The following is a 22,201-nucleotide window of genomic DNA, read 5'->3' as shown; positions in this document are numbered from 1 at the left end:
CCAGCAACACAGCAGCCTCGAATACCACGGCAACGACCCTGGTACGCAGGGGTTCTGGGAAGGGGTTTTTCATATCGTCGAAAAAAATCTGCCAATGCAGATGCCAAAAAAAACGGCGCGCCGCCAAGTCTCCCCGGCAACGCGCCCCGTGGGGTTGGCAACGAACCCGCCGATGGCAGGCCCGTGCCATGGGCAAGGCCGCTTCGAACGACCTCGCCCGACCCCTAGCCGACTATGGTTGCGCCATGGCTAGTTGCATAGCACCGCGTCGGCATCCTTCGCTGCGCCTACAACCCAACGGATGTTGGAGAACGAGGCTTGGAACTGCTTGTTGGTGCCTACGAAGAACAGCGTCAACGCTTTGTCGTAATGGAAGCCTGTGCTGTGGTCATCAGTCGTGTTGACGAAGCACGACAACGGCACCTTCACTGTCTTCTTCGTCGTACCTAGGTTCTGGAACATCTGCGTAGCGGTCCACAAAGCACGATTGGGCCATTGCGAGTCCAACTGCATCGTCACCACCCCCTGCGGAGCCTGGTACACCTGGGCATCAAATACCAGCGCAGTGTCCTTGTTCTGGTATTGCGTCACATCACCGGTGGGTTTCTCATCGCTGCGCTGGATGTACACCTGTCCAAGCTCTGTACCCGTCCACGTGACTTTCTTCGCGCTCGCGTCTGTCGGATCCGTCACCACACTCATTGCCGGCAATACGGCGCTGATCGGCTGCCTCCACCAGTTTTCTCCAGACGCTCCACTCGTTGGCGCAGTAGCAGACCCCAGGTACATCCCGTATGGCGATGGAACGGTTTGGTTCAACAACGCCAGTTCGGGAGTCGTCGGGCTAACGCTCGGGAAGGTCCCATCGCATTGCACCGCGTCGACATCTTTCGCTGCGCCTACAACCCAACGGATGTTGGAGAACGAGGCTTGGAAAGCCTTGTCGGTGCCTACAAAGAACAGCGTCAACGCTTTGTCGTAATGGAAGCCTGTGCTCTGGTCAGCAGTCGTATTCACGAAGCACGACAACGGAACCTTCACCGTCTTCTTCGTCGTACCGATGTTCTTGAACATCTGCGTAGCGGTCCACAAAGCACGATTGGGCCATTGCGAATCCAACTGCATCGTCACCACCCCCTGCGGAGCCTGGTACACCTGGGCATCAAATACCAGCGCAGTGTCCTTGTTCTGGTATTGCGTCACATCGCCGGTGGGTTTCTCATCGCTGCGCTGGATATACACCTGTCCAAGCTCTGTACCCGTCCACGTGACTTTCTTCGCGCTCACGTTTGTCGGATCCGTCACCACGCTCATTGCTGGCAATACGGCGCTGATCGGCTGCCTCCAAGTGTTGGCTCCAGACGCTCCACTCGTTGGCGCAGTAGCAGACCCCAGGTACATCCCGTATGGCGATGGCACGGTCTGGTTCAACAACGCCAGTTCGGCGGTCGTCGTGCTACCGCTGGGGGTTACCGACTCGCAACTTGCATCGGCATCATCCGCAGCGCCGGGAACCCAACGGATGTTGGCAAACGATGCAGAGAACGACGCATTGGCCACCCCCAACAAGAACGGCGTAGCCACTTTCTTGAACGAAAAAGCGTCCTTCTTGGTAAAGCACGTCAACGGCACTTTCGCGGTGTACTTGGTGCCCACCTGCATACTCTTGAACAGGTTCTTGGCGCTCATCGTTGCGATCTTGGGCCATGCATCTGCGATGCGCATCTCGACTTCCCCGGAAGGGGCGGTGTGTACGATGGTGTCGAACACCAGCGCCGTATTGGCTCCGTCCGCTGCATAGCTGCTCAAGTCGTTGGATCCGCCATGCGTGCCGTTCTGCGTGTACTGGATGTACACCTGCCCTTCCCCGTTGTTCGGGGACACCGTGATTTGGAACGCATCCCCCGCTGCGGTGATTTGCTTGCCGGTTTCAATCTGGATCGGAGCAACCGTCAATGACGACTGCGTGCCGACAGGTTTGTACCAATTGTCGGTACCTACCGACGACCCCAGCGCAAGCGTGAAGTCTGTCTGCGCGCTGCCGTTCTTGAAGAACGCAAGCTCTTCGGTAGCAGGCGGAACGACCACTGGAGCCGACTGGCCACACCCGTAATTCCGCGTGGGTTCGGTTTGGTTGGCCACGGTCTTGTTGTCGCCATAGCGCAGACCATACCCATAGGCAAACAGCGGGGTGTTGTCCGTCGCGTATGTCGTGCGATCACTGCCGACATTGAGCGGAGACTGGCACTCGGACTTCGGCCACGAGAAGGATAGCTTGCCGGTAAACCCAACGTTCACGGAACCATCCGCCTTGCGGAACAGCACATCGGCCACGCCCTTTCCTTCCGAACCCGGGAGCCATGCCATGACAAAGGCGTTCGAGCGGTTGAGTTCCTTGTTGACGACCAAAGGCCGACCCGCAATGAACACCGTCACCACAGGCTTGCCCTTGCCGCTGACTTTGTTCAGCACCGCCAAGTCGTCCGGGGCGCGCAGCGCGTGCTCCAACGTCCCCGTGTCTGCCATCGGATCGATGTCACCCTGGGACTCTGCATACGGCTCTTCGCCAAGCACGGCAATGACCGCATCGAACTGGGTCGGGTCCACCCCGGTGGCATCCTTGCTGTAGGTCACGTTGAAGGTGCCTGCGGCCTCCCGGATGCCGGCGAGGATGCTGTCGGCGTTCGGAAAGTCCGCATTGGTATTGCTGGTACCTTGCCAAGTCAGCGACCAGCCACCCATCTGATTGGGAATGCTGTCCGCACTCTTGCCGACGACCAGGATTCTTTTGCCACGCTGTAGTGGCAACACCTCACCGTTGTTCTTCAACAGCACCAAGGATTTCCGCACGGCCTCCCGCGCCAAGTCACGGTGCAGCAGCTTGGCTTCCACCCCAGCATTCGCACGCTGCGTCGGGCGCAGGGCAGCGAAAAGCCCAGCACGCTTCTTGACACGCAAGATGCGGGTCACCGCGTCATTGATACGCGCAATCGGAATGGTGTTGCTCTCGACCTTCGTAATCGTGTCGGTAAGGAATGCCTTCCAGTCAGCCGGCACCATGATGATGTCAACCCCGGCGTTGATGGCCGCAGCACAGCTCGTATTGGTACAGCCTGTGACCTGCGCATGGCCGTTCCAGTCCCCGATGACGAGGCCATCGAATCCCATCTTGGTTTTGAGCACATCGGTCAGCATTTCCTTGCTGCCGTGCATCTTCCCGACGGTGATGCCATCACTGACCCAACTGCTGAACGATGCCATGACCGTCTGTACCCCGGCATCGATCGCGGAGTAGTAGCCCCAGCCATGGATGTTGATCATGTCGATCTTGCTCGACTTGTTGACACCTTCGTTATCACCCAGGTCGGTTCCACCGTCGCCAATGAAATGCTTGGCGGTAGCAATCACGTTCGGGCTGGTGGTTCTCGTGAAATCGCCTTGCAGCCCCTTGACCATCCTGCTTGCATAGTCGTTGACGATCTTCGGGTCTTCCGAATAGCTTTCGTAGGTACGCCCCCATCGGTCGTCACGCGCAACAGCCACCGTCGGCCCAAAGTTCCAGTCAGTGCCCGTGGCGGCAAGCTGCATGGCCGTTGCCTCGCCAATGCGTTGAATCAACGCAGGGTCGTTCGCAGCACCCAACCCGATGTTGTGCGGGAAGATGGTCGCTTTGTAGACGTTGTTGTGCCCGTGTACGGCATCAATCCCCCACATTACGGGAACCTTGAGCCGCGTAGTCTGCGATGCCGCCCAATAATCGTCGGCACGCTGCACCCAATCGGCTGCGCTGGCAGTCTTGTTGCCATCAGGCCAAGTGCCACCTCCGCTCAATACCGATCCGATGAAGTATTGCCCTACCTCGGCCGGTGTGATGCTGATGGTTTCCGGCTGCACCATCTGGCCGACTTTTTCCGCCAGCGTCATGCTATCGACGAGCGCTTTCACCTCTTGCTCGATCGTCGCGTTTTTCTGAATATCGCTGACGAGCGTAGGCCAGTCCGTCAGGGGTGTATAGCTCAACCCCGTAGTGGTGCCGGGGTCGTCCGTGGAGGGGTCGTCCGTGGAAGAACCACCTCCGCAACCTGCCATGATTGCTACAGTCAACGCAGCAGCCAAAGCTACCGCATTGCGCGAATAAGGGAAAAAGGTACGCATAAATGCCCTCACAAATCCTTGTTGGTTGGGGCTACGCCGTGTTACCACGGCAACGAATAATGGCCCGCACTGGTAACTGGGCCTTTGCATCATCGGCCTACCAATCGGTAGCTGTCGGAAGCTGTCAGTAGCTATCGATGGCGCCGGTACTGGAGAGCAGCCTGCGATGCGCCGGAACATCCCCCCGGCAGCGGCCACGCACCCCATCATCCGCAAGCGCTTCGCGCCTAGCGGTCGCAATGCCCCCACTGGGGGCGACATCATGGGGAAAGGGGATTGGCTCTCTGGTCTGCCTGCGCTCCTTTCCTCACGATGCACTACACAGGAACAGGAAAAAAGGCTGTCGAACAGAGGCGGAGCGCGGCAATGCGATCCGCGCTATCGACATACCAGGCTTTCTGTCTGTCACCAACACAGTACGCCCACTGGCCCAATCCCCCGGGTGGTCTATGGCATGTACCAAGTCGGCACTGCACAAGACCGGAATGTGTGAAAAAAGTCACTGTACCACGGGATATTGCCGCGCTAACTACCGCTCCAACCGGGCTGTGCTGCAAGTGTGTCTCTCCCCGGTTTCGGCATCAGTGTGGTTCGTCACTTCGTGTCCCTTCCATGGCGTTCACCCTGTGGATGAGATCGCTACGCACCCGATTGCGCTACTGGCAGCGCGCCCCACTGAGGAATCCAGCATTGTGCAATCCGCTCCTATTTTTCAAAACTTCCTGAAGTAAAGATATTTTTCTGGTAGAGACAGGTGGCTATCATTCAGGAGCAGGTTGCATCAAACTACAACCCATAACAGCAGTGCAACGGTTGCGCGAGCAACGATCCAGAACCGGCCTTCAGGCCGGGGGCTCGGCTTACTGCCCGGAATGGCGGGGTTTCAAACCAGTGTAATTTTTCGATGAACATATTGCCCAAACTTCCTTACGGCCTAAGCAATTTTCACAAATTGATCTCTGAGAACCATTTTTATATAGATCGCACAAACTATATCGCCCAACTCGAAGAGCATGGCAGCTACCACGTCCTGATGCGCCCGCGCCGTTTTGGCAAAAGCCTATTCTTGTCGATGCTGGAGCATTACTATGACCAACTTCGCAAACCGGAATTCGATGCACTATTCGGCAAGCTGCATGTCGGCAGAAACCCGACTCCGCTGGCCAATGCATACCAAGTGCTGGTGCTCGATTTCAGCGGGATCGATACCTCACTCGGCATGGATATGCTGGTGCAAGGTTTTGCCAGGAAAGTAAAACATGGTGCGCTCTCCTTCTTGCAACGGTATGGGTATCCCCAAGAAGCCCACCTTGCCGTCGAACAAGAACCAATGCCCCAAGGCAAGCTCGAAGTATTGCTACGGCAGATTTCGGTTAGTGGCCAGAAAATTCTGCTCCTGATCGACGAATACGACCACTTTGCCAATAGCCTTCTTGCCGAAGATATGAATGCTTTTCGATCCGCAGTCGGCAAAGGCGGGTTCGTTCGCAGCTTTTACGAAACGATCAAATCCGCCACCCAAGCGGGCACCATTGACCGGTTTTTTATTACCGGCGTCACCGCCATTATGCTCGATAGCCTGACGAGTGGGTTCAATATTACCAAAAATCTGACTTTTGAAGAAGACTTTCACGATATCCTGGGCTTTACTCGGGAGGAAACGTTTTCGTTGATTCGCCCTTTGGCTGCATGCTGCGGAATGAACCCTGACGCAATGATGGAAGACGTCACTCTTTGGTACAACGGGTATCGATTCCACCGCAGATGCGACACCGTCTATAACTCAGACATGGTGCTGTACTTCGCAGACAACTTTGACCACAAGGCTTGCGCATACCCAGATCGAATGCTCGACGAAAACATTGCCTCCGACTACGGCAAACTCATGGCATTATTTTCGATTGGCGACCGCGAAGACAACTATCGCGTGCTGGAAGCACTGGTTACAGAAGGCGAAGTTATAGCGCAACAGCAACGGCGTTTTGACTTGGACAAAACCTTTGGCCGCGATGACTTCATCAGTTTGTTGGCATACGTCGGGTTCGCTTCCCTTTCCGGGGGAGATGGGAACGATATGCGGTACGCCATCCCCAATCATGTGATACGCGAGCTGTATTTCCAATACTTTCTCGTTGAATTGGAGCGACGCAATAACGTCGATCTGCCTATCTGGCAAGTGCGAAACGCTTTGCGATCCCTATACCGTTCCAACGACCTCGAACCGTTGCGCGCCCAATTGGAGCGCGTGCTGCGCCATTTGTCGAATCGCGACAGCATCCGCATGGATGAAAAACACATCAAGGTCATCCTGATTACGCTGCTTTTTCAAACTTCCGTATGGCGCCTACAAAGCGAACCGGAAGTAAACCGCCGCTACCCGGATGTGTTGTTGCGCGAACGCAGCCCTTTTGAACTGGCAGGGCAACATTTGATCGAATTGAAATACGCAAAAAAACAGGAAGGCGATGCGGGATGGAAAGCCAAGAGGCAAGAAGGACTGGAACAAATCACCGCATACCGTGCGTTGCCGGAGATTGCGGCTATGGCCAAGCTGCATTGCTGGTTGATGGTGACGGATGGGGAGCGGGTGGAGGTGGTAGAGGTCGTGGATGTGGTCGAATGTGGCCTAGCCAGATAGCCCCAAGTTTGTTGACGCCTTGTAGGAGCGACAGAAGTCGCGATAGCAGCGCATCCTCGGCCAGAATCGGCACCGAATCAAAACCGGCTTTCCGGCCGAGAGCAAGAAATTCGTGACAGGCATTCAGGCCGGGATCGGCTCCCCCTGCCCTGAAGGGCTGGGTTTCAAACCGAAGTTAGTTTTACGATGAACATATTGCCCAAACTTCCTTACGGCCTGAGCAATTTCCACAAATTGATCTCTGAGGGCCATTTTTATGTAGACCGCACAAACTACATCGCCCAACTCGAAGAGCATGGCAGCTACCACGTGCTGATGCGCCCGCGCCGCTTCGGCAAAAGCCTATTCTTGTCGATGCTGGAGCATTACTATGACCAACTTCGCAAACCGGAATTCAATGCACTATTCGGCAAGCTGCATATCGGCAGAAACCCGACTCCGCTGGCCAATGCATACCAAGTGCTGGTGCTCGATTTCAGCGGGATCGATACCTCACTCGGCATGGATATGCTGGTGCAAGGTTTTGCACGAAAGGTCGAACACGGTGTATTGTATTTTTTGCAGCGCTATGGCTATCCAGATGCACTGCAACATGCAGTGCAACAACAGCGCATGCCCCAGGGCAAGCTCGAAGTGCTGCTGCGCCAAGCTGCCCTTCAAGGCCACAAGCTCCTGCTATTGATCGACGAATACGACCACTTTGCGAACAGTCTTCTGGCCGAAGACATAAATACCTTTCGATCCGCAGTCGGAAAAGGCGGGTTCGTTCGCAGCTTTTACGAAACCCTCAAATCTGCCACCCAAGCGGGAACCATTGACCGTTTTTTTATTACCGGCGTCACCGCCATTATGCTCGATAGCCTGACGAGTGGATTCAATATTACCAAAAATCTGACTTTTGAAGAAGACTTTCACGATATCCTGGGATTTACTCGGGAGGAAACGTTTTCGTTGATTCGCCCTTTGGCTGCATGCTGCGGAATGAACCCTGACGCAATGATGGAAGACGTCACTCTTTGGTACAACGGGTATCGATTCCACCGCAGATGCGACACCGTCTATAACTCAGACATGGTGCTGTACTTCGCAGACAACTTTGACCACAAGGCTTGCGCATACCCAGATCGAATGCTCGACGAAAACATTGCCTCCGACTACGGCAAACTCATGGCATTATTTTCGATTGGCGACCGCGAAGACAACTATCGCGTGCTGGAAGCACTGGTTACAGAAGGCGAAGTCATAGCCCAGCAGCAGCGTCGATTTGATTTGGACAAAGCCTTTGGCCGCGATGACTTCATCAGTTTGTTGGCATACGTAGGCTTTGCATCGCTGGTCTCCGCCCAGTCGGATCGGATGCGGTATGCCATCCCGAACCATGTGATTCGCGAGCTGTACTTTCAGTATTTCCTTGTGGAATTGGAGCGGCGCAATCAATTGGTATTGCCGATGCACGAATTGGCCGATGCGCTTTATGCCTTGTCCGGCTCCAACAATATCGCACCCCTGCGCGCCCAGTTGGAGCGCGTGCTGCGCCATTTGTCGAATCGCGACAGCATCCGCATGGATGAAAAACACATCAAGGTCATCCTGATTACGCTGCTTTTTCAAACTTCCGTATGGCGCCTACAAAGCGAACCGGAAGTAAACCGCCGCTACCCGGATGTTTTGTTACGCGAACGCAGCCCTTTTGAACTGGCAGGGCAACATTTGATCGAATTGAAATATGCCAAGAAGCAGGACGGCGAAGCGGGATGGGGAGCCAAGAGGCAAGAAGGACTGGAACAAATCGCCATGTACCGTGCGTTGCCGGAGATTGCGGCAATGGCCAAGCTGCATTGCTGGTTGATGTTGACGGATGGGGAGCGGGTGGAGGTGGAGGAGGTGGTTGAATGTGGCCTAAGCCCCAAGTAGGGCGCCGGGTAGATCGGTCTACGCCCCCTCTCACAGAATAAGCCTTTATCAAGCACTAGGCAACGCTTATCCCCCTCCTGTACCATGGGTATCTACACCTCTCGCAATAGGTCAAAACCAGTAGGTTGCAGATGATATTATTGACCCCTGAAAGTTGGCTGAGGTGCCGCTACGAGATGCTGGAGGCTTCCCATTGCAATAGTCATCCTAAATTTTAAAAAGGCTTTAGTTTTTTCTTTTATAATCAATTCTAAATTTACTATTTTTTATGGCTTCTTCTGATTCAATTTTCATTTTTCAACCACAAATGGCTTGAGTTATATCACCGCACAATTTATTCAGGGCGCAATAATTCACGGAGTATCTGTCACAACAAATTGCCAATCTCTCGGCACAGATGGTCGACATTTGAAACCAGATTTAACGAAGCTAGGCATCAAATATCGCTTGCAGCCGACTGACTCGGAACTGGTATTCGTAGATGAATCCAGAATCATATCTCAAATGCCTGATCTCAATGCAGGATTTTTTGAAAACTTAAGGGAGTATGCGAGGACACGACCGATAGGATTATTTTATGATCAAGATGACACAAACATGATTGAATTCCCAACAGAATTCGCTTGTTTCTTGCCGCACACGAATTGTTTCATGACAAAAAATCCGAGAGCAATTCCAGTACAATGGGGAGCTTCCTTGGAAACGTTTGAGGAAGGAAAGTTGTGGTCAAAAAAAACACAAGTACGTTCCCCCGGGTCTATAGTCTGTAATTTCAATCCTACTTATAGTCAAACAGTGCGGGAGATGATTCTTATTGCAACTGAATCAAGGATTGGCAGCAAATTAATGCTTGACAAGCGCCATCTCTTTGGTGAAGAATATTCTAGCCAACTCCGTAACGCACAGTTCTGCCTTGCCTTTGGCGGGTCATTCCATTGGCCCAAAACAGATTATTCATGGATACGAGAGCATACAAGTCCACTGGCTCAAAAGTTCGAAACATTCCCCTTTCGATCCAGAACAGTAGGAGTATTGCGATGGGACTCTTTCCGATTTTGGGAAAGTATGCTATTTGGGTGTATTCCCATACAGTTGGATTTCGAGCAATACGGCTTTGTTCTACCGGTGCTTCCCACGCCTTGGCTTCATTACATCCCCATAGACCTTTTGAATGTCAGCTCTTGTTTTGAAAGACTTGAAGATCTGCTTCGGTCACCGGAATTACTCAGTCACATGGCAATCGCTACCCGCGAGTGGGCTAACGAGCACTATCACCCATCAGTATTTTTTCAGCGGGTGATCCGGGATATGATTGGATACCAAAAAGGATAAGAGTACATTTATATCATCCTCCCGCAAGGATGTATCCAATCTGTGAATTTCGCGGAACGTTACCGGTCATTTCTCGTACTCGAGACCCTGCACCACTCATTCGACACCGACGACTGCGAATCGAGAAGCCGCTCTGCTTCCGTCAGTACAGTCATCACCGCCAGTGGCAGCGCCCAACCCCAGCGTCCATCACCCTCCGGCGCACGTCCCTGCTCGATGGCAGCGCAAAAGGCCGCCAGTACCGCATTGAGAGGCATGGGATCGGCAAGCTGTGTCCCGTCGAACAACCTTTTTTCCCCCGACTCCAGCACTATTTGGTACTCACGCCGTTTCAGCACAGCACCATTGCCTACCACCAGCACTACACGGCACTGCGCATCGATATCCAGCTCCAGCTCTATGAGCATCCCTTTCTCGCTCCCCAATCGTTGCGCGCGAGTCACCCGCACATTGGCGCCCTGCTCGGCATTCAGCTTGGCCCCCGCCATCCACAATGCCACCGCCACGGCGTGCGGCCCATAATCCCACAGCGCAGAGCAATCGGTGCGGAACGGTCCCAGGTTCATATCCCAACCCTGTACCAGCGTCACCGGCGCAGACAGCCCAGCCACCAGCTCCAGCAAATTGCGATTGAACAGCAGGATGTGATCGACCAATAACAGCCCGCCGCCTGTATCGGCGTGCAGTCGCGCCAGATCCCGAGCCTCGGCGAGAACCAATCCCAGCGGCTTCTCGACCCAAACCGGCATCCCCGGACTCTGCGCCCAAATGGCTTTCAATGTTGGTACATGGGCGCTCGCCGGATTGGTCACGAGCACACCATCTGGCGCAAGTGTCAACGCATCAGCCAGATCCGTGCATACCCTGGTCTCCGCATCCAGCCAACAGCGTGCATCAGCCCGGCTCGTCACCACCGCCGAGAGCCTCGCCCCCGGGGGCAGTGCCCCGCGCAGTCGCACGCCCCAGGCACCCAAACCAACCTGAACCAGGTTCATGACAATGGCTGCACTATGCCGCCAAGTCGCCTCCAAGCCGCCTACTTGTACGCTACGCACGCCCAATGGAAGAAGGACAACAAGCCCTCGTTAAGGGTCATCCCCAGCTCATACCCTAGCTCCCGCCGTGCCTTGGAAATGTCCGGGCACCGCCGTTGCGGCTCGGTGACATAGACATCGGGCGCGGGAACGATCTGATGGGGAATCGGTTCCCCAAGCAAGCCACTGATCCGCTCGATCAGCTCCACCACCGTTTGCTCCGGGCTATCCATACCGATGTTGTAGGTTTCATCCGGCTTACCCTTGAGCAGCGCCAAAAACATTCCTGCCACAGTATTCACTGCAGGGCAATAGGTTCGCGACGGCAATTGCCCGGATGTGTACACCTGCAGCGGTCGCCCATGCACCAGTGCGCTGGCGATGCGCGGAAGAATCCGATGGTCGTTCTCCACCAGTCCAGGCCCAAAACTGTTGAAAATGCGAATTACACCGGTATTGACACCAAATTGGGTGTGATACACATGCGCGAAGGTCTCGCCCATCAGCTTGGAAACATCATAAGAAGAGCGATCATTGTTGGAGGCGATCGCACCGATATACGTCTCCGGCGTTGGTGTCACCGTTGCGGTCTGATATACCTCCGAGGAAGAACAGAACAAGTACCGTGCATTGTGGTGCCGCGCTATCTCTAGTGCGCTGCGCGACCCCTCCAGCGCCACATCAATGGTCTGCAATGGCCGCTGGCGATAGTGAAAGGGACTCGCAATCCCTGCCATATGCACCACGTAATCCAAGGGTTCCACTACCGGCCACAACCTCTGGGTCAAATCATGCGCATGGTAAAGAATGCTCGAATGTGTCACCGTCTCCGGCGATGCTGGATCCGGTAACGCCATATCTACAGCGATCAACTTACAGGGACGATGCAACACCCCTTCATTCAAACGCTCGATCACCCGCACTACCCAACGCCCCAAGAATCCGTTGGTTCCGGTCCACAGCAGCGTTTTGCCCGCAAGCCGTTGCGCATCTTCGCCCAGCATCGCCAGGATGCGGTCTATCTCATACAGGTCTTTTTTCATGACAAGATTCTCGGAAAAGGCATTGGGTTGATCCAGACTAGGTTGCTCAAGGCGGCGTGCTTCTCTCGGATCGCAGCGAAGAAATTCCAGGCAAACACGACTATGACATCCGGCTTCGTCTCCAGCTCATACAGCGCCGCAGACGGTTTGATCGCCAACTGCTTACCTGGCGTGAAACGTCCAACCTTCAGCGGATTGTCATCCACCACATACTCCAGCGCCGTCGCCGGTACTTCATAGGTGTACATCAATGTGGTGAGCTTTGCCGGTGCGCCATAACCCACTACCCTCCGCCCAGCCGCTTGCTGATCCCCGAGCAATTCGTGCAGACGCGCCTTGCCCGCCGCAATCCGTTCCCCCAGCTCCATCCAGGGTACACGGGTAAGCAGCCCTTGCTCCGCCTCGTGGGCCTGCCATTGCGCGATCGTCGCGCTGGCCACCTGATGCGGGCCACCGGCATGCCCCACATAACAGCGCATCGAGCCGCCATGGGTTGGCTCATGCCGCACATCGACCAGCGCCAAACCATGGCGTGCGAAAAACCCGATCAAGGGTGTCAGCGCGTGATAGTCCAAATGCTCGAAGTAGATCATGTCAAACAGTCCCTGCTCCAGCAGATCGCCGACATACTGCACTTCCATTGCCAATAGCCCGCCAGGTGCCAACAGCAATTGGACACCGGTCAACACATCGCTCAAATCGTCGATGTGCGCCAGGACGTTGTTCGCCACGATCACATCCGCTGGGCCATACTGCTTGCGAATCTCGCAGGCCAACGCTGAGGTGAAATAGGCATTCCAAGTGCGCTGTCCCGCCGCATTGGCCGCTTCGGCCAGATTGGCCGCCGGCTCGATGCCCAGGGTGCGCATCCCCTCGAAATACCCAAGCAGGGTTGCATCGTTGGAACCAATTTCGCATACGAACGACTCCGTTCCCAGCTTCAGTCGTTCGCGCAAATCCTTTGCATATTCGCAAAAATGCTGCCGAAACACTGGCGAGGTACCCGATACATACAGGTAATGAGAAAACATCGCCTCCGCGCTGACCACATGGCCCAACTGCGCATGCCCACAATCCGCGCACAGCCACACCTCCAGCGGGTACAACGGCTCCTTCTCCACCGGTTCCATGCGAAAGGCATTGGCCAGCGGAGAATCCGGCAACCGCAGCGCCGGACCCAGCCGCTTGCCAGCACATAGCCGACAACTCGCTCGAACGTGGCACTCCGTCTCTGTCGGCATCATGGCAGGACTGCGACCAGTTCAGGATAAGCCGCCCGTACTGCGGATAGTTCGCTCAACTTCACATCCAGTCGCACCAAATCGGCCTCATAAGCCGCATGCGTGCGGGAAAGCTTGCCCAGCGTCAGGAATTCGCTAGGCTCCAGAAATACCATGCTGTGCTCGACCAAGGGTGGCGTAAAAAATAGCTCCCCAGCGCCGATGCGCGTCACCACCGGCATCTCCTGGCTGCCGACCGGTCGTTCCAAATACAGTAGCGCGCCAGAAAGCAGGTAACAGTAATGAAAATCCTCCCGGTGCCAGTGCTCGGCGCGCACCGCGCCCGCCGTGCTGCGGATCAACACCGCGCTGCCCAGGGAACCATGCACCAGATTTTGGATGGCCCCGCGTGCGTCGATGAAAGGCGGCTCCAAAGGAACCATGGTTGTGGTCGGTATGTCGGTCATGAATGTCTCCAGTAATAGTGGCGGATTGTGCCAGTTTAGACGAAATGCCTTGCAATGTAGACAGCGATATACACAGCAATAGTCAAAGACCACGCTACGCTTGTGGCTGCTCCGTAGCTGGTTCGCCTCGAATAGGCAAGCCCCAACGGGAATGTAGCGCCTCTTGCGCAAAGCCAAGCATTTGTCGCAAACTGGCATAAGCATGGTGGTGGTCTAGTGCATAGCGATGCCTGGCGACAATGCCATCCTTGCCTCCTTCATCAAAAAGGCGATTGGCGTATGCAACCAATGGGGCTGGGTTGATGATGTCATGCGTGGAATAAAAAACGATCATCTCCCGGGGAATATCCCGAATCGGAGGAAGGAATCGCAATGAGTCAGGGACGATGGGAATACCGCCTGTAATCAGTGCATCGAATAAACGAATGGGAATATCATTGAGTACGGGAACGATCCAGTGCGTTTTGTGTCCACACCATTCGTACAGACGCTCCAATGGAGTCTGTGCCCAATAGCCATTCGAAAATCCAATCGAAGGATATATTTGCGAAAGAGTCAGCACAACCCGACGACGGTAATCGTACAAAGCATACTGCGCATGTTTCCCCAAAGGAGCGTTGGATCGTTCGACAGAGACCATGTGCCCAACGTGATCAGCCAGAAAAGTGCGCGTCCATTGCACGCAAGGGGCATATACCGGGCCGGCCACCAGGGGGTTGAATCGGGTAAGTAGATACAGATTTTCATGATGTGCAGGAACGTACACGTCCGTATGTGTGGCCAAAAATGTGCTGAGGTCTAGCCAATGGTGATTATCCCAATCCCACCCAACAAAACAGGTATGGGTACACCGTTCATACAGGGCGGTATATCCTGCACGCACTTCAGGATTCGACATTTCGTTATTATTGAGAATAACGATACATCCTGCCAGATCAGCAATAAGTTGTTCTTGCCGTGCAGGGTCACTCTCACGGAGACGGTTGGTATCGAAGCGTTCCACAACCAGGTCTTCTGCACCTACCTTGTTGTGGGATAGCGCGACCAAATCCCTGTTGCTGAGTGGCAAACAAGAATGGAAAGCAGAACCCACGCAAACCTTGCGAATACCACCTTTTGCAAAAGCAGTATGCAATGCCTGCAAGCGATGCTGCTTGCTGACACCAAGGTGAAAAAAAGCTTCATGCTGCCCGTATCGTATGCCCTCCACCCATTGCAAGGCTGGCTGATTGCGATCAGGGACAGTAGAAAAAAGAGTAGAAATGGGGTGGGTAGTGGGGTTGAAATTGGGATTCATCGTGCATTCAAGATTCGCATAGTTTGCAGTTTATAGTCTCCATGTTACTGCGCGTTGGAATACAAAAAATCAATTCCCGTGAGCTGGCTGACAAATTGATACCCAATCCCCCCCAAATACTGCTGTAGTTTTTCTGGGGAACGGGATTCAATGCATAAGTATTTGAACCGGTGCGCAGCATGGTCGATGCCTTTGAGTACTTCAATCTCCGCGCCTTCCACATCCAGCGACAACAAATCCATCAAGGCTGGCGCATTCGCTTGGCGCAACAACGTCTCCATAGGCACGGCCACAGCACCGAATGTGCAATTCTCGTCCGTGGGGTACAAAAATCTTTTCCCCTCCAGCGCGTGCGCCATAGGGTCTGCAATGTCTGACTCCAGCCCTACCGTTGTAGACATCAAATTGGAATATACCATCTCGACAAACTTTTCTTTGTAGTCGAATGCAGTACAAGCATTGCAGAAAAAAGTGTTCTCGCTGGATCGAACCTTTCTGCAATGCAAATAGTTATGAGGAACAGGCTCGATCAAAATTCCACGCCAATTCCTGTGTTTTTCGTAATACAACGTATTGGATTGATCGATACCATTGTTGGCCCCGATTTCTACAAAAAAGCCATTGTTATAGTTTAGCCATTGCTCTAACTTTTCATCCAACGCACTCAACCCATGGTATTTGATGGAAAGGTGCAAATTGTCTACAGCAGTATTTGCCATGGCTTGCACTGTGGGGGCAAGTTGTGGATGTTCTTTGAGGATATGGTGAATGATTTCGATAATTGTTAGATCAAAAGATTTCATCGTAAAACAAACTGCGGTTAGAAACCCGCCCTGCAGGGCGGAGAGAGCCGATCCTGGCCTGAAGGCCGGGGTTTCGGCGACCGTTTTGGAAAGGGATGCAACCCCTTCCAAAACACATCAGACCGACAGGCATGAATGCCTTTCGCTACTTTCTTGCTGGTTGGCCTTTTTGAACTTTTTCCGCTCGTTCCCACGCTCCAACAGCCTCTCGCACAAGTGCGATCCCAAAAAGCCGGCGCCGCCGGTAACGAGGATGCGTTTCATGGCTGCCCCTCCACTTCTTGCCCTTGCTCCGCCTGCTGCGCCGCTACCGCACGCAGGTTGTGCTCCATCACCGCCAATTGTTGGCGCGCAGGGCCAAAGCCTGGGTTCACGACCAGCGCCCTTTGGTAGGCATTGTGGGCCAGTTCCCATAGCTGCATGGCGGCGTAAACGTTGCCGAGGTTGAAGTGCGCTTCGGCAACATTTTGGTTCAGGGCCAACGCATACAGCAAAAAATACTGCGCATCGCTCAGGTCTCCACGCTGAAAACGCAGTACCCCCAGCATGTGCAGCACGCGGAAGTCAAGCGGCATCCATTGATGCAAACTGCGATACAACGTCTCCGCCTGCTCCAACTTCCCAGCCTGGTGCAGCGCAAAGGTTTGGGAAAGCTGCTGATCGTGGATGGAAGGTGGCACCTCAACCGTTCCCTCCAGCGGCGCAAATCTTTCCAAGACAGCACGCACTTCCTCGGCCATCTTGCCCCAGGAATAGCGGGCCGCACGCTGCAAACCCAGATCGACGTATTGCTTGCGCGTGGGGGGTTTTTCGACCAATTTGAGTACACGCTTCATACTGGCAGTGTCTTCCGGATCGACATAGAGCACAGCGTCCCCAGCGACTTCCGGAATCGACCCCTTGCGGGTAGTAATGACTGGGCATCCGCAAGCCATCGCCTCGACGATCGGCATGCCAAAACCTTCGTAGAGCGAGGGATACACCAACGCCAATGCGCCAGAGTACGCGCATTGCAAGCCGTCATCATCCAATTGCAGCATGTGGACGGCAGCCTCACCAATGTAGGCGGCGTATTCCGACTCCAGCGTAGCAACGGGGCCGGTACAAACAATCGCAAAACGCCTGCGTGCAGCGCCCATGGAGGCAAAGGCGCGAAAAAAGAGAATTGTGTTCTTGTACCCATCCCGCGCACCGACAAGCAGAAAATATGGCCTGCTGATTCCATGCTGCTGGCGAAACGCCGCTACAGCTTGGGGATTTGCGGGGCGAAAGTCCACACCATTGGGTGTCACCGTCACCTGTTCGGGCTTGATCTGCGGAAAAAACCTGCGCAAATCATTGGCCGTGTTTTGCGAGACTGCCAGAAAGTGGCAGGCGTGCCGTATGCCGCGATGCTTTTCGCGCCACATGGGATGATTGAGCACATCTACCCCGGAGAGTTCAGGGATCATGTCATGCGCCAAGAACACCGAAGGGGTAGTAATAGGCGTGGTGTAGTAGCTGGAAATCAACAACTTTGCACCAAACTTATCACAAACCCTCTGGAGCATGGCCCGGTCATCGTCGGTATCTTCGTAGTCGTATTTTGGAATATCGAAATACGTTAGACCTTCGATGCGCGGTGCAGTACTACCCCTATCCAAAACAATCAACCGTTTGCCGAATTCCGTACCCGCCCACTCACGCAACAAAGATTGCCACACGCGGGCGATGCCGGTTTTGTAAAGTTGGAAAAATACTGCATCGACCAGAATAGGGTTGGCTGGATTTGGCAGTTCTGCAAGCCGCACTTTCTTATTATCTAAATTTGCAATTGTATCTTGACTAGATGATTGAATGCCAGCCCCCCAGAAAACATGTGATAATTTGTACACACTAACTGCCTGTTCAATGCATCTATCCCATCCGTAACATAGTGATTTCATAATTGCATTTGTACGAAATGCAATTTTATCAAATCTATTTTTATATAATAATTTTATAATACTTTCTAATTCACACAATTGGTCAATAGAAATATACCAGCTTGCATCGTCCAATAATTTATCATAATTATGTTCCGTATTAATTATAATAGGCAAGCAGGCACCTAGTGTAGAAATAGGATTAATATTATTATATTTTGATATATTTAAAAAAATACAAGCCAACGAATTATTAAGTGTTTTTTTAACTGCAATATTATCATCCATCGATTGAATTAATATATTTTCTCCAAAAAATGCTATCTCTTTATTTTTAATATACTTTGTATAAGATTTATTACTAACCAAAACAAGTACTTTAGTGTTTGCAATTGAATTATTTATTAATAATTTATTAAATAAATCTATTAAATTTAATAAATTACCATCAGTTAAAGATGTCGAAAATATTACAAAATAAAAGTTATCAGTATCAATAAATTCATTTAGCACGAAATATTTACCATCAATATCAGAGTAATTTGTTATTGACGGCTTAACCCATGGTTTGATTGAAATATCTCGTGGATGTTTTTGATGTGTATAGTTAATTAAGGAAGTTGGTTTTTTATCATCACCACATTCAAATTTATACCCACAAGAATGTAATGCCGATTTTGCGTAAGCTGTGATTCTGAATATATCTTTATTATTCGAATTATATATCCATGGAGGAATTTCAAAAAACGATACAACTCTTTTTAGGTTCGCAATTTCAACAGGCGGTTTAATAAATGGAAAATGAATCAATGAATTATCTGGTAGCGCATATACAGAATTAACGATATATTTTTTTTTAAAATCACTATGGGAGTCAATATATTGTTTTGCAAAGTTATCGAAATACGGATGTGCGACAAAATTTAATATAACATCTTTTCTTGCCAAAAGAGAATATACACAATATTCAAGAAACTTATATAAATAATAATCAAATGCTTTAATGTTATATAATAATCCTAATAATGTAATATCTAAATTGACTATTATTGGCTCAATACTTGTCCATTTATAAATAACTGACTCAATTTGAGTAAACGAATAATTATCATGTATAACTGTACAATCTTTACAAAATTTTATTTTAAATCCTTGCAATTTTAATCTATTACTAAAATCAACATCTTCTGATTGATAAAATCCAAGCTGCTCATCCCATTGAACGCTTGAAAAGACACTTGCTTTCATAATACAAAGTCCGCCTGTAATATATACATACGGATCGTTTGTTTCATACGATATCAAATGATGCCCGGTTGGCCCACCAATAGTGGCCCAATCCCAATGCCGGGTACCATCAGGATTCAACAGTCTCACACACAATACATCATAATCATCCCCGTAACTTACGAGGCCATAATAAAAATCCGGCTGAAAAAGCATATCGTCATCAGCCACTACCAAATGATCAAATTTCGCTACGCTACACAATCGATTTCGCATTTCACCTAATCTACCATGACGCGCAGCATCAACTATTTCATAAGTTTTAACATCTTTTCTGCAAAAATCTATTGGCAACTCACCCCCAATCAAGATTTCATAATTCTTAATTCTAAGCGCTTGTATGCTGTTGATTAAGTTATCGAGTTTTATTGGCCTTGCGCCATTTGTAATAATACAAAATGAAATACCAATATCAAAATTTATATGTGATATTTTATTGCAAATACTTGATTTCATATACTACTAAAAAAATAAAATTAGTTCGCGCATGTCGATTATTTTTTTCTTCTCAAGGATAATTTATGAATACCCATGTTTATTAAAAAAGATACCCGATGTTTGTAACTTCTCAATAAGTTATGGCGAAATTACAAATAGTGTATTAGGCACGAATGAGCATTGCCAATCGCGGAATGGCATTAGTTCGCGTGATGCGATCTTCCAAATACCACCAAAACGAAATGCCTTGTTTCCGACAAGTCTTCTTCAAACTCGCAAACGTGTCTCGACATTGTCGCCCAAGGTCGCTACGGGTTCCACCACTCACTTTTCGTTTCTTTACAAAATCCCGAAGATCAGTTTCGCTTCCGTTTGTATGTATCGAGATTTTTGGTCGTTGTAGAGCCTATTTCGGCAAACTAATGATATATAATGTTCATCATCACAATCGCAACAACCTGGATGAAGAAAATTATGGGTTTGATATTTCATGATGATGGGTGGAGATTGCATGATGCACTATGAGAAATAATAAAATTATCGCTCCCTGAACCCAAAAAACATCCCCTAGGTTGCCATAATCCGCGTGTATCTGATCGCAGCGCAATGAACGCAATTCTTTTCGTATTGCGAACTGGCTGCCAGTGGAACGCCTTAAACATTACAGGAATTTGTTCGTGCAGTTCTGCCTATCGACGCTTTCGCGAATGGACGAAAGCAGGTGTATTTTCAGCCCTTTGGGTACAACAATTGGTCGAATACGACAAATCCCAAGGCATCGATTGGGCATGGACATCCATGGATGGAGCATTAACCAAAGCGCCCCTAGCAGGTCAGCAAACAACTGGGGCCCACCCAACAGATCGAGGCAAGCAAGGTGTCAAGCGCAGTGTGCTCACTGATGGTGCAGGCATACCGCTTGCCGTCGCCATCGACGGTGCGAATCGGCACGACATGAAGTTGGTCAGGAGTACGCTGGAAGACATCAAAGCAAAACGACCAGACCCGACGGATACAAAACCACAAGGCATCTGCTTGGACAAAGGATACGATTATGATGAAGTAAGAGAGATCGTCAAAGAATTTGGCTTTACGGCTCACATTCGTTCCAGAGGCGAAGAAGCTAAATCTATAAAGCAAGAAGCTGGTTTCAAGGCACGGCGCTGGGTAGTAGAACGTACACATAGCTGGATCCTGAATCCGTGTTCACCCAGCCACCGTTCACACATAACGCATTGATTACATGAGATAATTACAGTATTTTCAGGCTCACCCAAACGAACATGGCGCGATTTGAAGTCAAGCAAACCAGCAAGCTGCAACTGACCTCGTATTCTGGACTGGCGCTGATCGGGCAATGCTGTCAGGCCGCCCAGGTGGAGGCGGTGATCGACCCGAAGATTCCGGTGTCGCATGGCATGCGCACCTCGGACATCGTCAAGAGCGCGATTGGGCTGCTGAGCTTGGGCAAGAGCGACTTCGAAGCCATCGAATCGTTCCGCAATGACCGTTTTTTCAAGGAAGCCCTGCATCTGTCCAAGGTTCCCGGCAGCGTTTGGCTGCGTCAGCGCCTGGATGCCAAGGCCGACGCGATCCGTGAATGGACCGACGAGTTGTCGCTGCGCCTGCTGAAGCGCACCGAAGCCCCCATCACGCCGCACCAAGGATTTGTCTGTGTCGACATCGACACCTTCGCCATGGACAACAGCGGCACCAAGAAGGAAGAGGTGAAACGCACCTACCAGGGGTTCGACGGGTATACCCCGATCGCCGGTTACATCGGTAACGAAGGCTGGAACATCGGCTTGGAGTTGCGGCCTGGTTCCCAGCACTCTGCGAGCAAGACGGAATACTTCTACGAGCGTCTGTTTCCTCGCATCGAACGTTTGGTCCAAGCCGACCAGCCCGTCCTGTTGCGCGAGGACAGCGGTTTTGACAGCGCCCGCCTGTTGTTTGCCAAGGCGGCGGAAAGGGACCGACTCGCCCGCCTGGGGCGATCCTTCGACTTTCTCTGCAAGTGGAATCCGCGCAAACAGGACAAGGCGGCCTGGGTGGAGCGTGCCCAAGCGGCGGGAAGCTTTGTGGAAACGCGGCCCGGCAAGCGGGTGGGCGTGCTGTCTTTGGACGTGGAACGAAGCTTTGGCAAGGAGAAACGCCGTTTCCGCCTGGTGGCCCGAGTGATCGAACGCAGCATCGACAAGAGAGGGCAACGCCTGTTGGTGCCCGACATCGAACTGGAAGGCTGGTGGACGACGCTGGCCGTTGACGCAGCGGAGGTCATTGATCTGTACAAACATCACGGCATGCACGAGCAGTTTCATTCCGAGTTCAAGACCGACTTGGACCTGGAGCGGCTGCCTTCGGGCAAGTTCGATACCAACGACAGCCTGCTGCATCTGGCAGCGTTCGCCTACAACTGCCTGCGCCTCTTGGGACAGTTGGGACTGACCGGCAAGATCACGCCGATCCGGCATCCGGCCAAGCGCCGACGCATCAAGACCGTGCTGCAGGAGATCATGTATCGGGCAGCGAAGTTTGTGGCCCATGCCCGCCGCCTGGTGCTGGACTTCGGTCGCGGCGTGGCGGCGCATGCCAAGGTGTTTGTCACTCTTCATGCGCGGTTGCAAACTGCCGCGTCTTCGGGATGATGGCCCGCGAACGCCAAGGCC

General features: G+C 52.1%; 14 protein-coding genes. 5 read left to right on the top strand and 9 right to left on the bottom strand.

Annotated elements, in window-relative coordinates; genetic code table 11:
- Positions 1-249: 249 nt before the first annotated feature.
- Complete coding sequence (locus tag CENROD_RS09440; RefSeq protein WP_022775211.1) at positions 250-4,155, bottom strand: glycoside hydrolase family 3 protein; 3,906 nt, start codon at positions 4,153-4,155, stop codon at positions 250-252.
- 904 nt (positions 4,156-5,059) lie between these two features.
- Between CENROD_RS09440 and CENROD_RS09435 the strand changes: the two genes are divergently transcribed.
- The 3 genes from CENROD_RS09435 (at position 5,060) to CENROD_RS13655 (ending at position 10,039) form a co-directional block, all read left to right on the top strand.
- Entirely contained in the window at positions 5,060-6,793 is a 1,734-nt protein-coding gene (locus CENROD_RS09435; protein WP_022775199.1) for an AAA family ATPase, read from the top strand.
- Positions 6,794-6,979: 186 nt separating this feature from the next.
- Positions 6,980-8,707, top strand: coding sequence for an AAA family ATPase (locus CENROD_RS09430; RefSeq protein ID WP_022775195.1), 1,728 nt, complete (start codon positions 6,980-6,982; stop codon positions 8,705-8,707).
- A gap of 312 nt (positions 8,708-9,019) precedes the next feature.
- Positions 9,020-10,039 carry a hypothetical protein gene (locus CENROD_RS13655; protein ID WP_151194612.1) on the top strand — a complete coding sequence of 340 codons (1,020 nt, stop codon included), beginning with the start codon at positions 9,020-9,022 and terminating at the stop codon, positions 10,037-10,039.
- Positions 10,040-10,098: 59 nt separating this feature from the next.
- Here CENROD_RS13655 and CENROD_RS09420 read toward each other — a convergent pair whose 3' ends face one another.
- From CENROD_RS09420 to CENROD_RS13195, 8 genes are all read right to left on the bottom strand, one after another.
- Positions 10,099-11,034: a Gfo/Idh/MocA family protein gene (locus CENROD_RS09420; RefSeq protein WP_022775188.1), complete on the bottom strand. Its 936-nt coding sequence runs from the start codon at positions 11,032-11,034 to the stop codon at positions 10,099-10,101.
- 41 nt (positions 11,035-11,075) lie between these two features.
- Positions 11,076-12,116: an NAD-dependent epimerase/dehydratase family protein gene (locus tag CENROD_RS09415; RefSeq protein ID WP_022775185.1), complete on the bottom strand. Its 1,041-nt coding sequence runs from the start codon at positions 12,114-12,116 to the stop codon at positions 11,076-11,078.
- On the bottom strand, positions 12,113-13,360 hold the full coding sequence (locus tag CENROD_RS09410; protein ID WP_081699870.1) for a methyltransferase C-terminal domain-containing protein: 1,248 nt from the start codon (positions 13,358-13,360) through the stop codon (positions 12,113-12,115). Before CENROD_RS09410 ends, CENROD_RS09415 begins: the two co-directional genes overlap by 4 nt.
- Positions 13,357-13,803, bottom strand: a complete 447-nt coding sequence (locus tag CENROD_RS09405) for a cupin domain-containing protein (RefSeq protein ID WP_022775177.1) — start codon at positions 13,801-13,803, stop codon at positions 13,357-13,359. Before CENROD_RS09405 ends, CENROD_RS09410 begins: the two co-directional genes overlap by 4 nt.
- Positions 13,804-13,897: 94 nt before the next feature.
- On the bottom strand, positions 13,898-15,100 hold the full coding sequence (locus tag CENROD_RS09400) for a hypothetical protein (protein ID WP_022775174.1): 1,203 nt from the start codon (positions 15,098-15,100) through the stop codon (positions 13,898-13,900).
- A 44-nt stretch (positions 15,101-15,144) separates the two neighbouring features.
- Positions 15,145-15,903, bottom strand: coding sequence for an FkbM family methyltransferase (locus CENROD_RS09395; RefSeq protein ID WP_022775170.1), 759 nt, complete (start codon positions 15,901-15,903; stop codon positions 15,145-15,147).
- Positions 15,904-16,020: 117 nt separating this feature from the next.
- Complete coding sequence (locus CENROD_RS14515; RefSeq protein WP_022775167.1) at positions 16,021-16,167, bottom strand: NAD-dependent epimerase/dehydratase family protein; 147 nt, start codon at positions 16,165-16,167, stop codon at positions 16,021-16,023.
- Complete coding sequence (locus CENROD_RS13195) at positions 16,164-19,550, bottom strand: glycosyltransferase (RefSeq protein ID WP_081699869.1); 3,387 nt, start codon at positions 19,548-19,550, stop codon at positions 16,164-16,166. Before CENROD_RS13195 ends, CENROD_RS14515 begins: the two co-directional genes overlap by 4 nt.
- 510 nt (positions 19,551-20,060) lie before the next feature.
- On the opposite strand from CENROD_RS13195, the gene CENROD_RS13190 reads away from it, so the two are divergent.
- Together CENROD_RS13190 and CENROD_RS09375 are read left to right on the top strand one after the other, a co-directional pair.
- On the top strand, positions 20,061-20,771 hold the full coding sequence (locus CENROD_RS13190; RefSeq protein ID WP_151194611.1) for an IS5 family transposase: 711 nt from the start codon (positions 20,061-20,063) through the stop codon (positions 20,769-20,771).
- Between the two features lie 44 nt (positions 20,772-20,815).
- Positions 20,816-22,180: an IS1380 family transposase gene (locus CENROD_RS09375; RefSeq protein ID WP_022775148.1), complete on the top strand. Its 1,365-nt coding sequence runs from the start codon at positions 20,816-20,818 to the stop codon at positions 22,178-22,180.
- Positions 22,181-22,201: the final 21 nt, after the last annotated feature.

The sequence above is a fragment of the Candidatus Symbiobacter mobilis CR genome (assembly GCF_000477435.1).
Lineage (GTDB): Bacteria > Pseudomonadota > Gammaproteobacteria > Burkholderiales > Burkholderiaceae_C > Rhodoferax > Rhodoferax mobilis.
This window is presented reverse-complemented; position numbering and strand designations above follow the sequence as displayed.

Bases quoted from the DNA above. Each gene is read 5' to 3' on its own strand.
- CENROD_RS09440 (WP_022775211.1), bottom strand. From the start codon at position 4,155: ATGCGTACCTTTTTCCCTTATTCGCGCAATGCGGTAGCTTTGGCTGCT.
- CENROD_RS09435 (WP_022775199.1), top strand. From the start codon at position 5,060: ATGAACATATTGCCCAAACTTCCTTACGGCCTAAGCAATTTTCACAAA.
- CENROD_RS09430 (WP_022775195.1), top strand. From the start codon at position 6,980: ATGAACATATTGCCCAAACTTCCTTACGGCCTGAGCAATTTCCACAAA.
- CENROD_RS09420 (WP_022775188.1), bottom strand. From the start codon at position 11,034: ATGAACCTGGTTCAGGTTGGTTTGGGTGCCTGGGGCGTGCGACTGCGC.
- CENROD_RS09415 (WP_022775185.1), bottom strand. From the start codon at position 12,116: ATGAAAAAAGACCTGTATGAGATAGACCGCATCCTGGCGATGCTGGGC.
- CENROD_RS09410 (WP_081699870.1), bottom strand. From the start codon at position 13,360: ATGATGCCGACAGAGACGGAGTGCCACGTTCGAGCGAGTTGTCGGCTA.
- CENROD_RS09405 (WP_022775177.1), bottom strand. From the start codon at position 13,803: ATGACCGACATACCGACCACAACCATGGTTCCTTTGGAGCCGCCTTTC.
- CENROD_RS09400 (WP_022775174.1), bottom strand. From the start codon at position 15,100: ATGAATCCCAATTTCAACCCCACTACCCACCCCATTTCTACTCTTTTT.
- CENROD_RS09395 (WP_022775170.1), bottom strand. From the start codon at position 15,903: ATGAAATCTTTTGATCTAACAATTATCGAAATCATTCACCATATCCTC.
- CENROD_RS14515 (WP_022775167.1), bottom strand. From the start codon at position 16,167: ATGAAACGCATCCTCGTTACCGGCGGCGCCGGCTTTTTGGGATCGCAC.
- CENROD_RS13195 (WP_081699869.1), bottom strand. From the start codon at position 19,550: ATGAAATCAAGTATTTGCAATAAAATATCACATATAAATTTTGATATT.
- CENROD_RS09375 (WP_022775148.1), top strand. From the start codon at position 20,816: ATGGCGCGATTTGAAGTCAAGCAAACCAGCAAGCTGCAACTGACCTCG.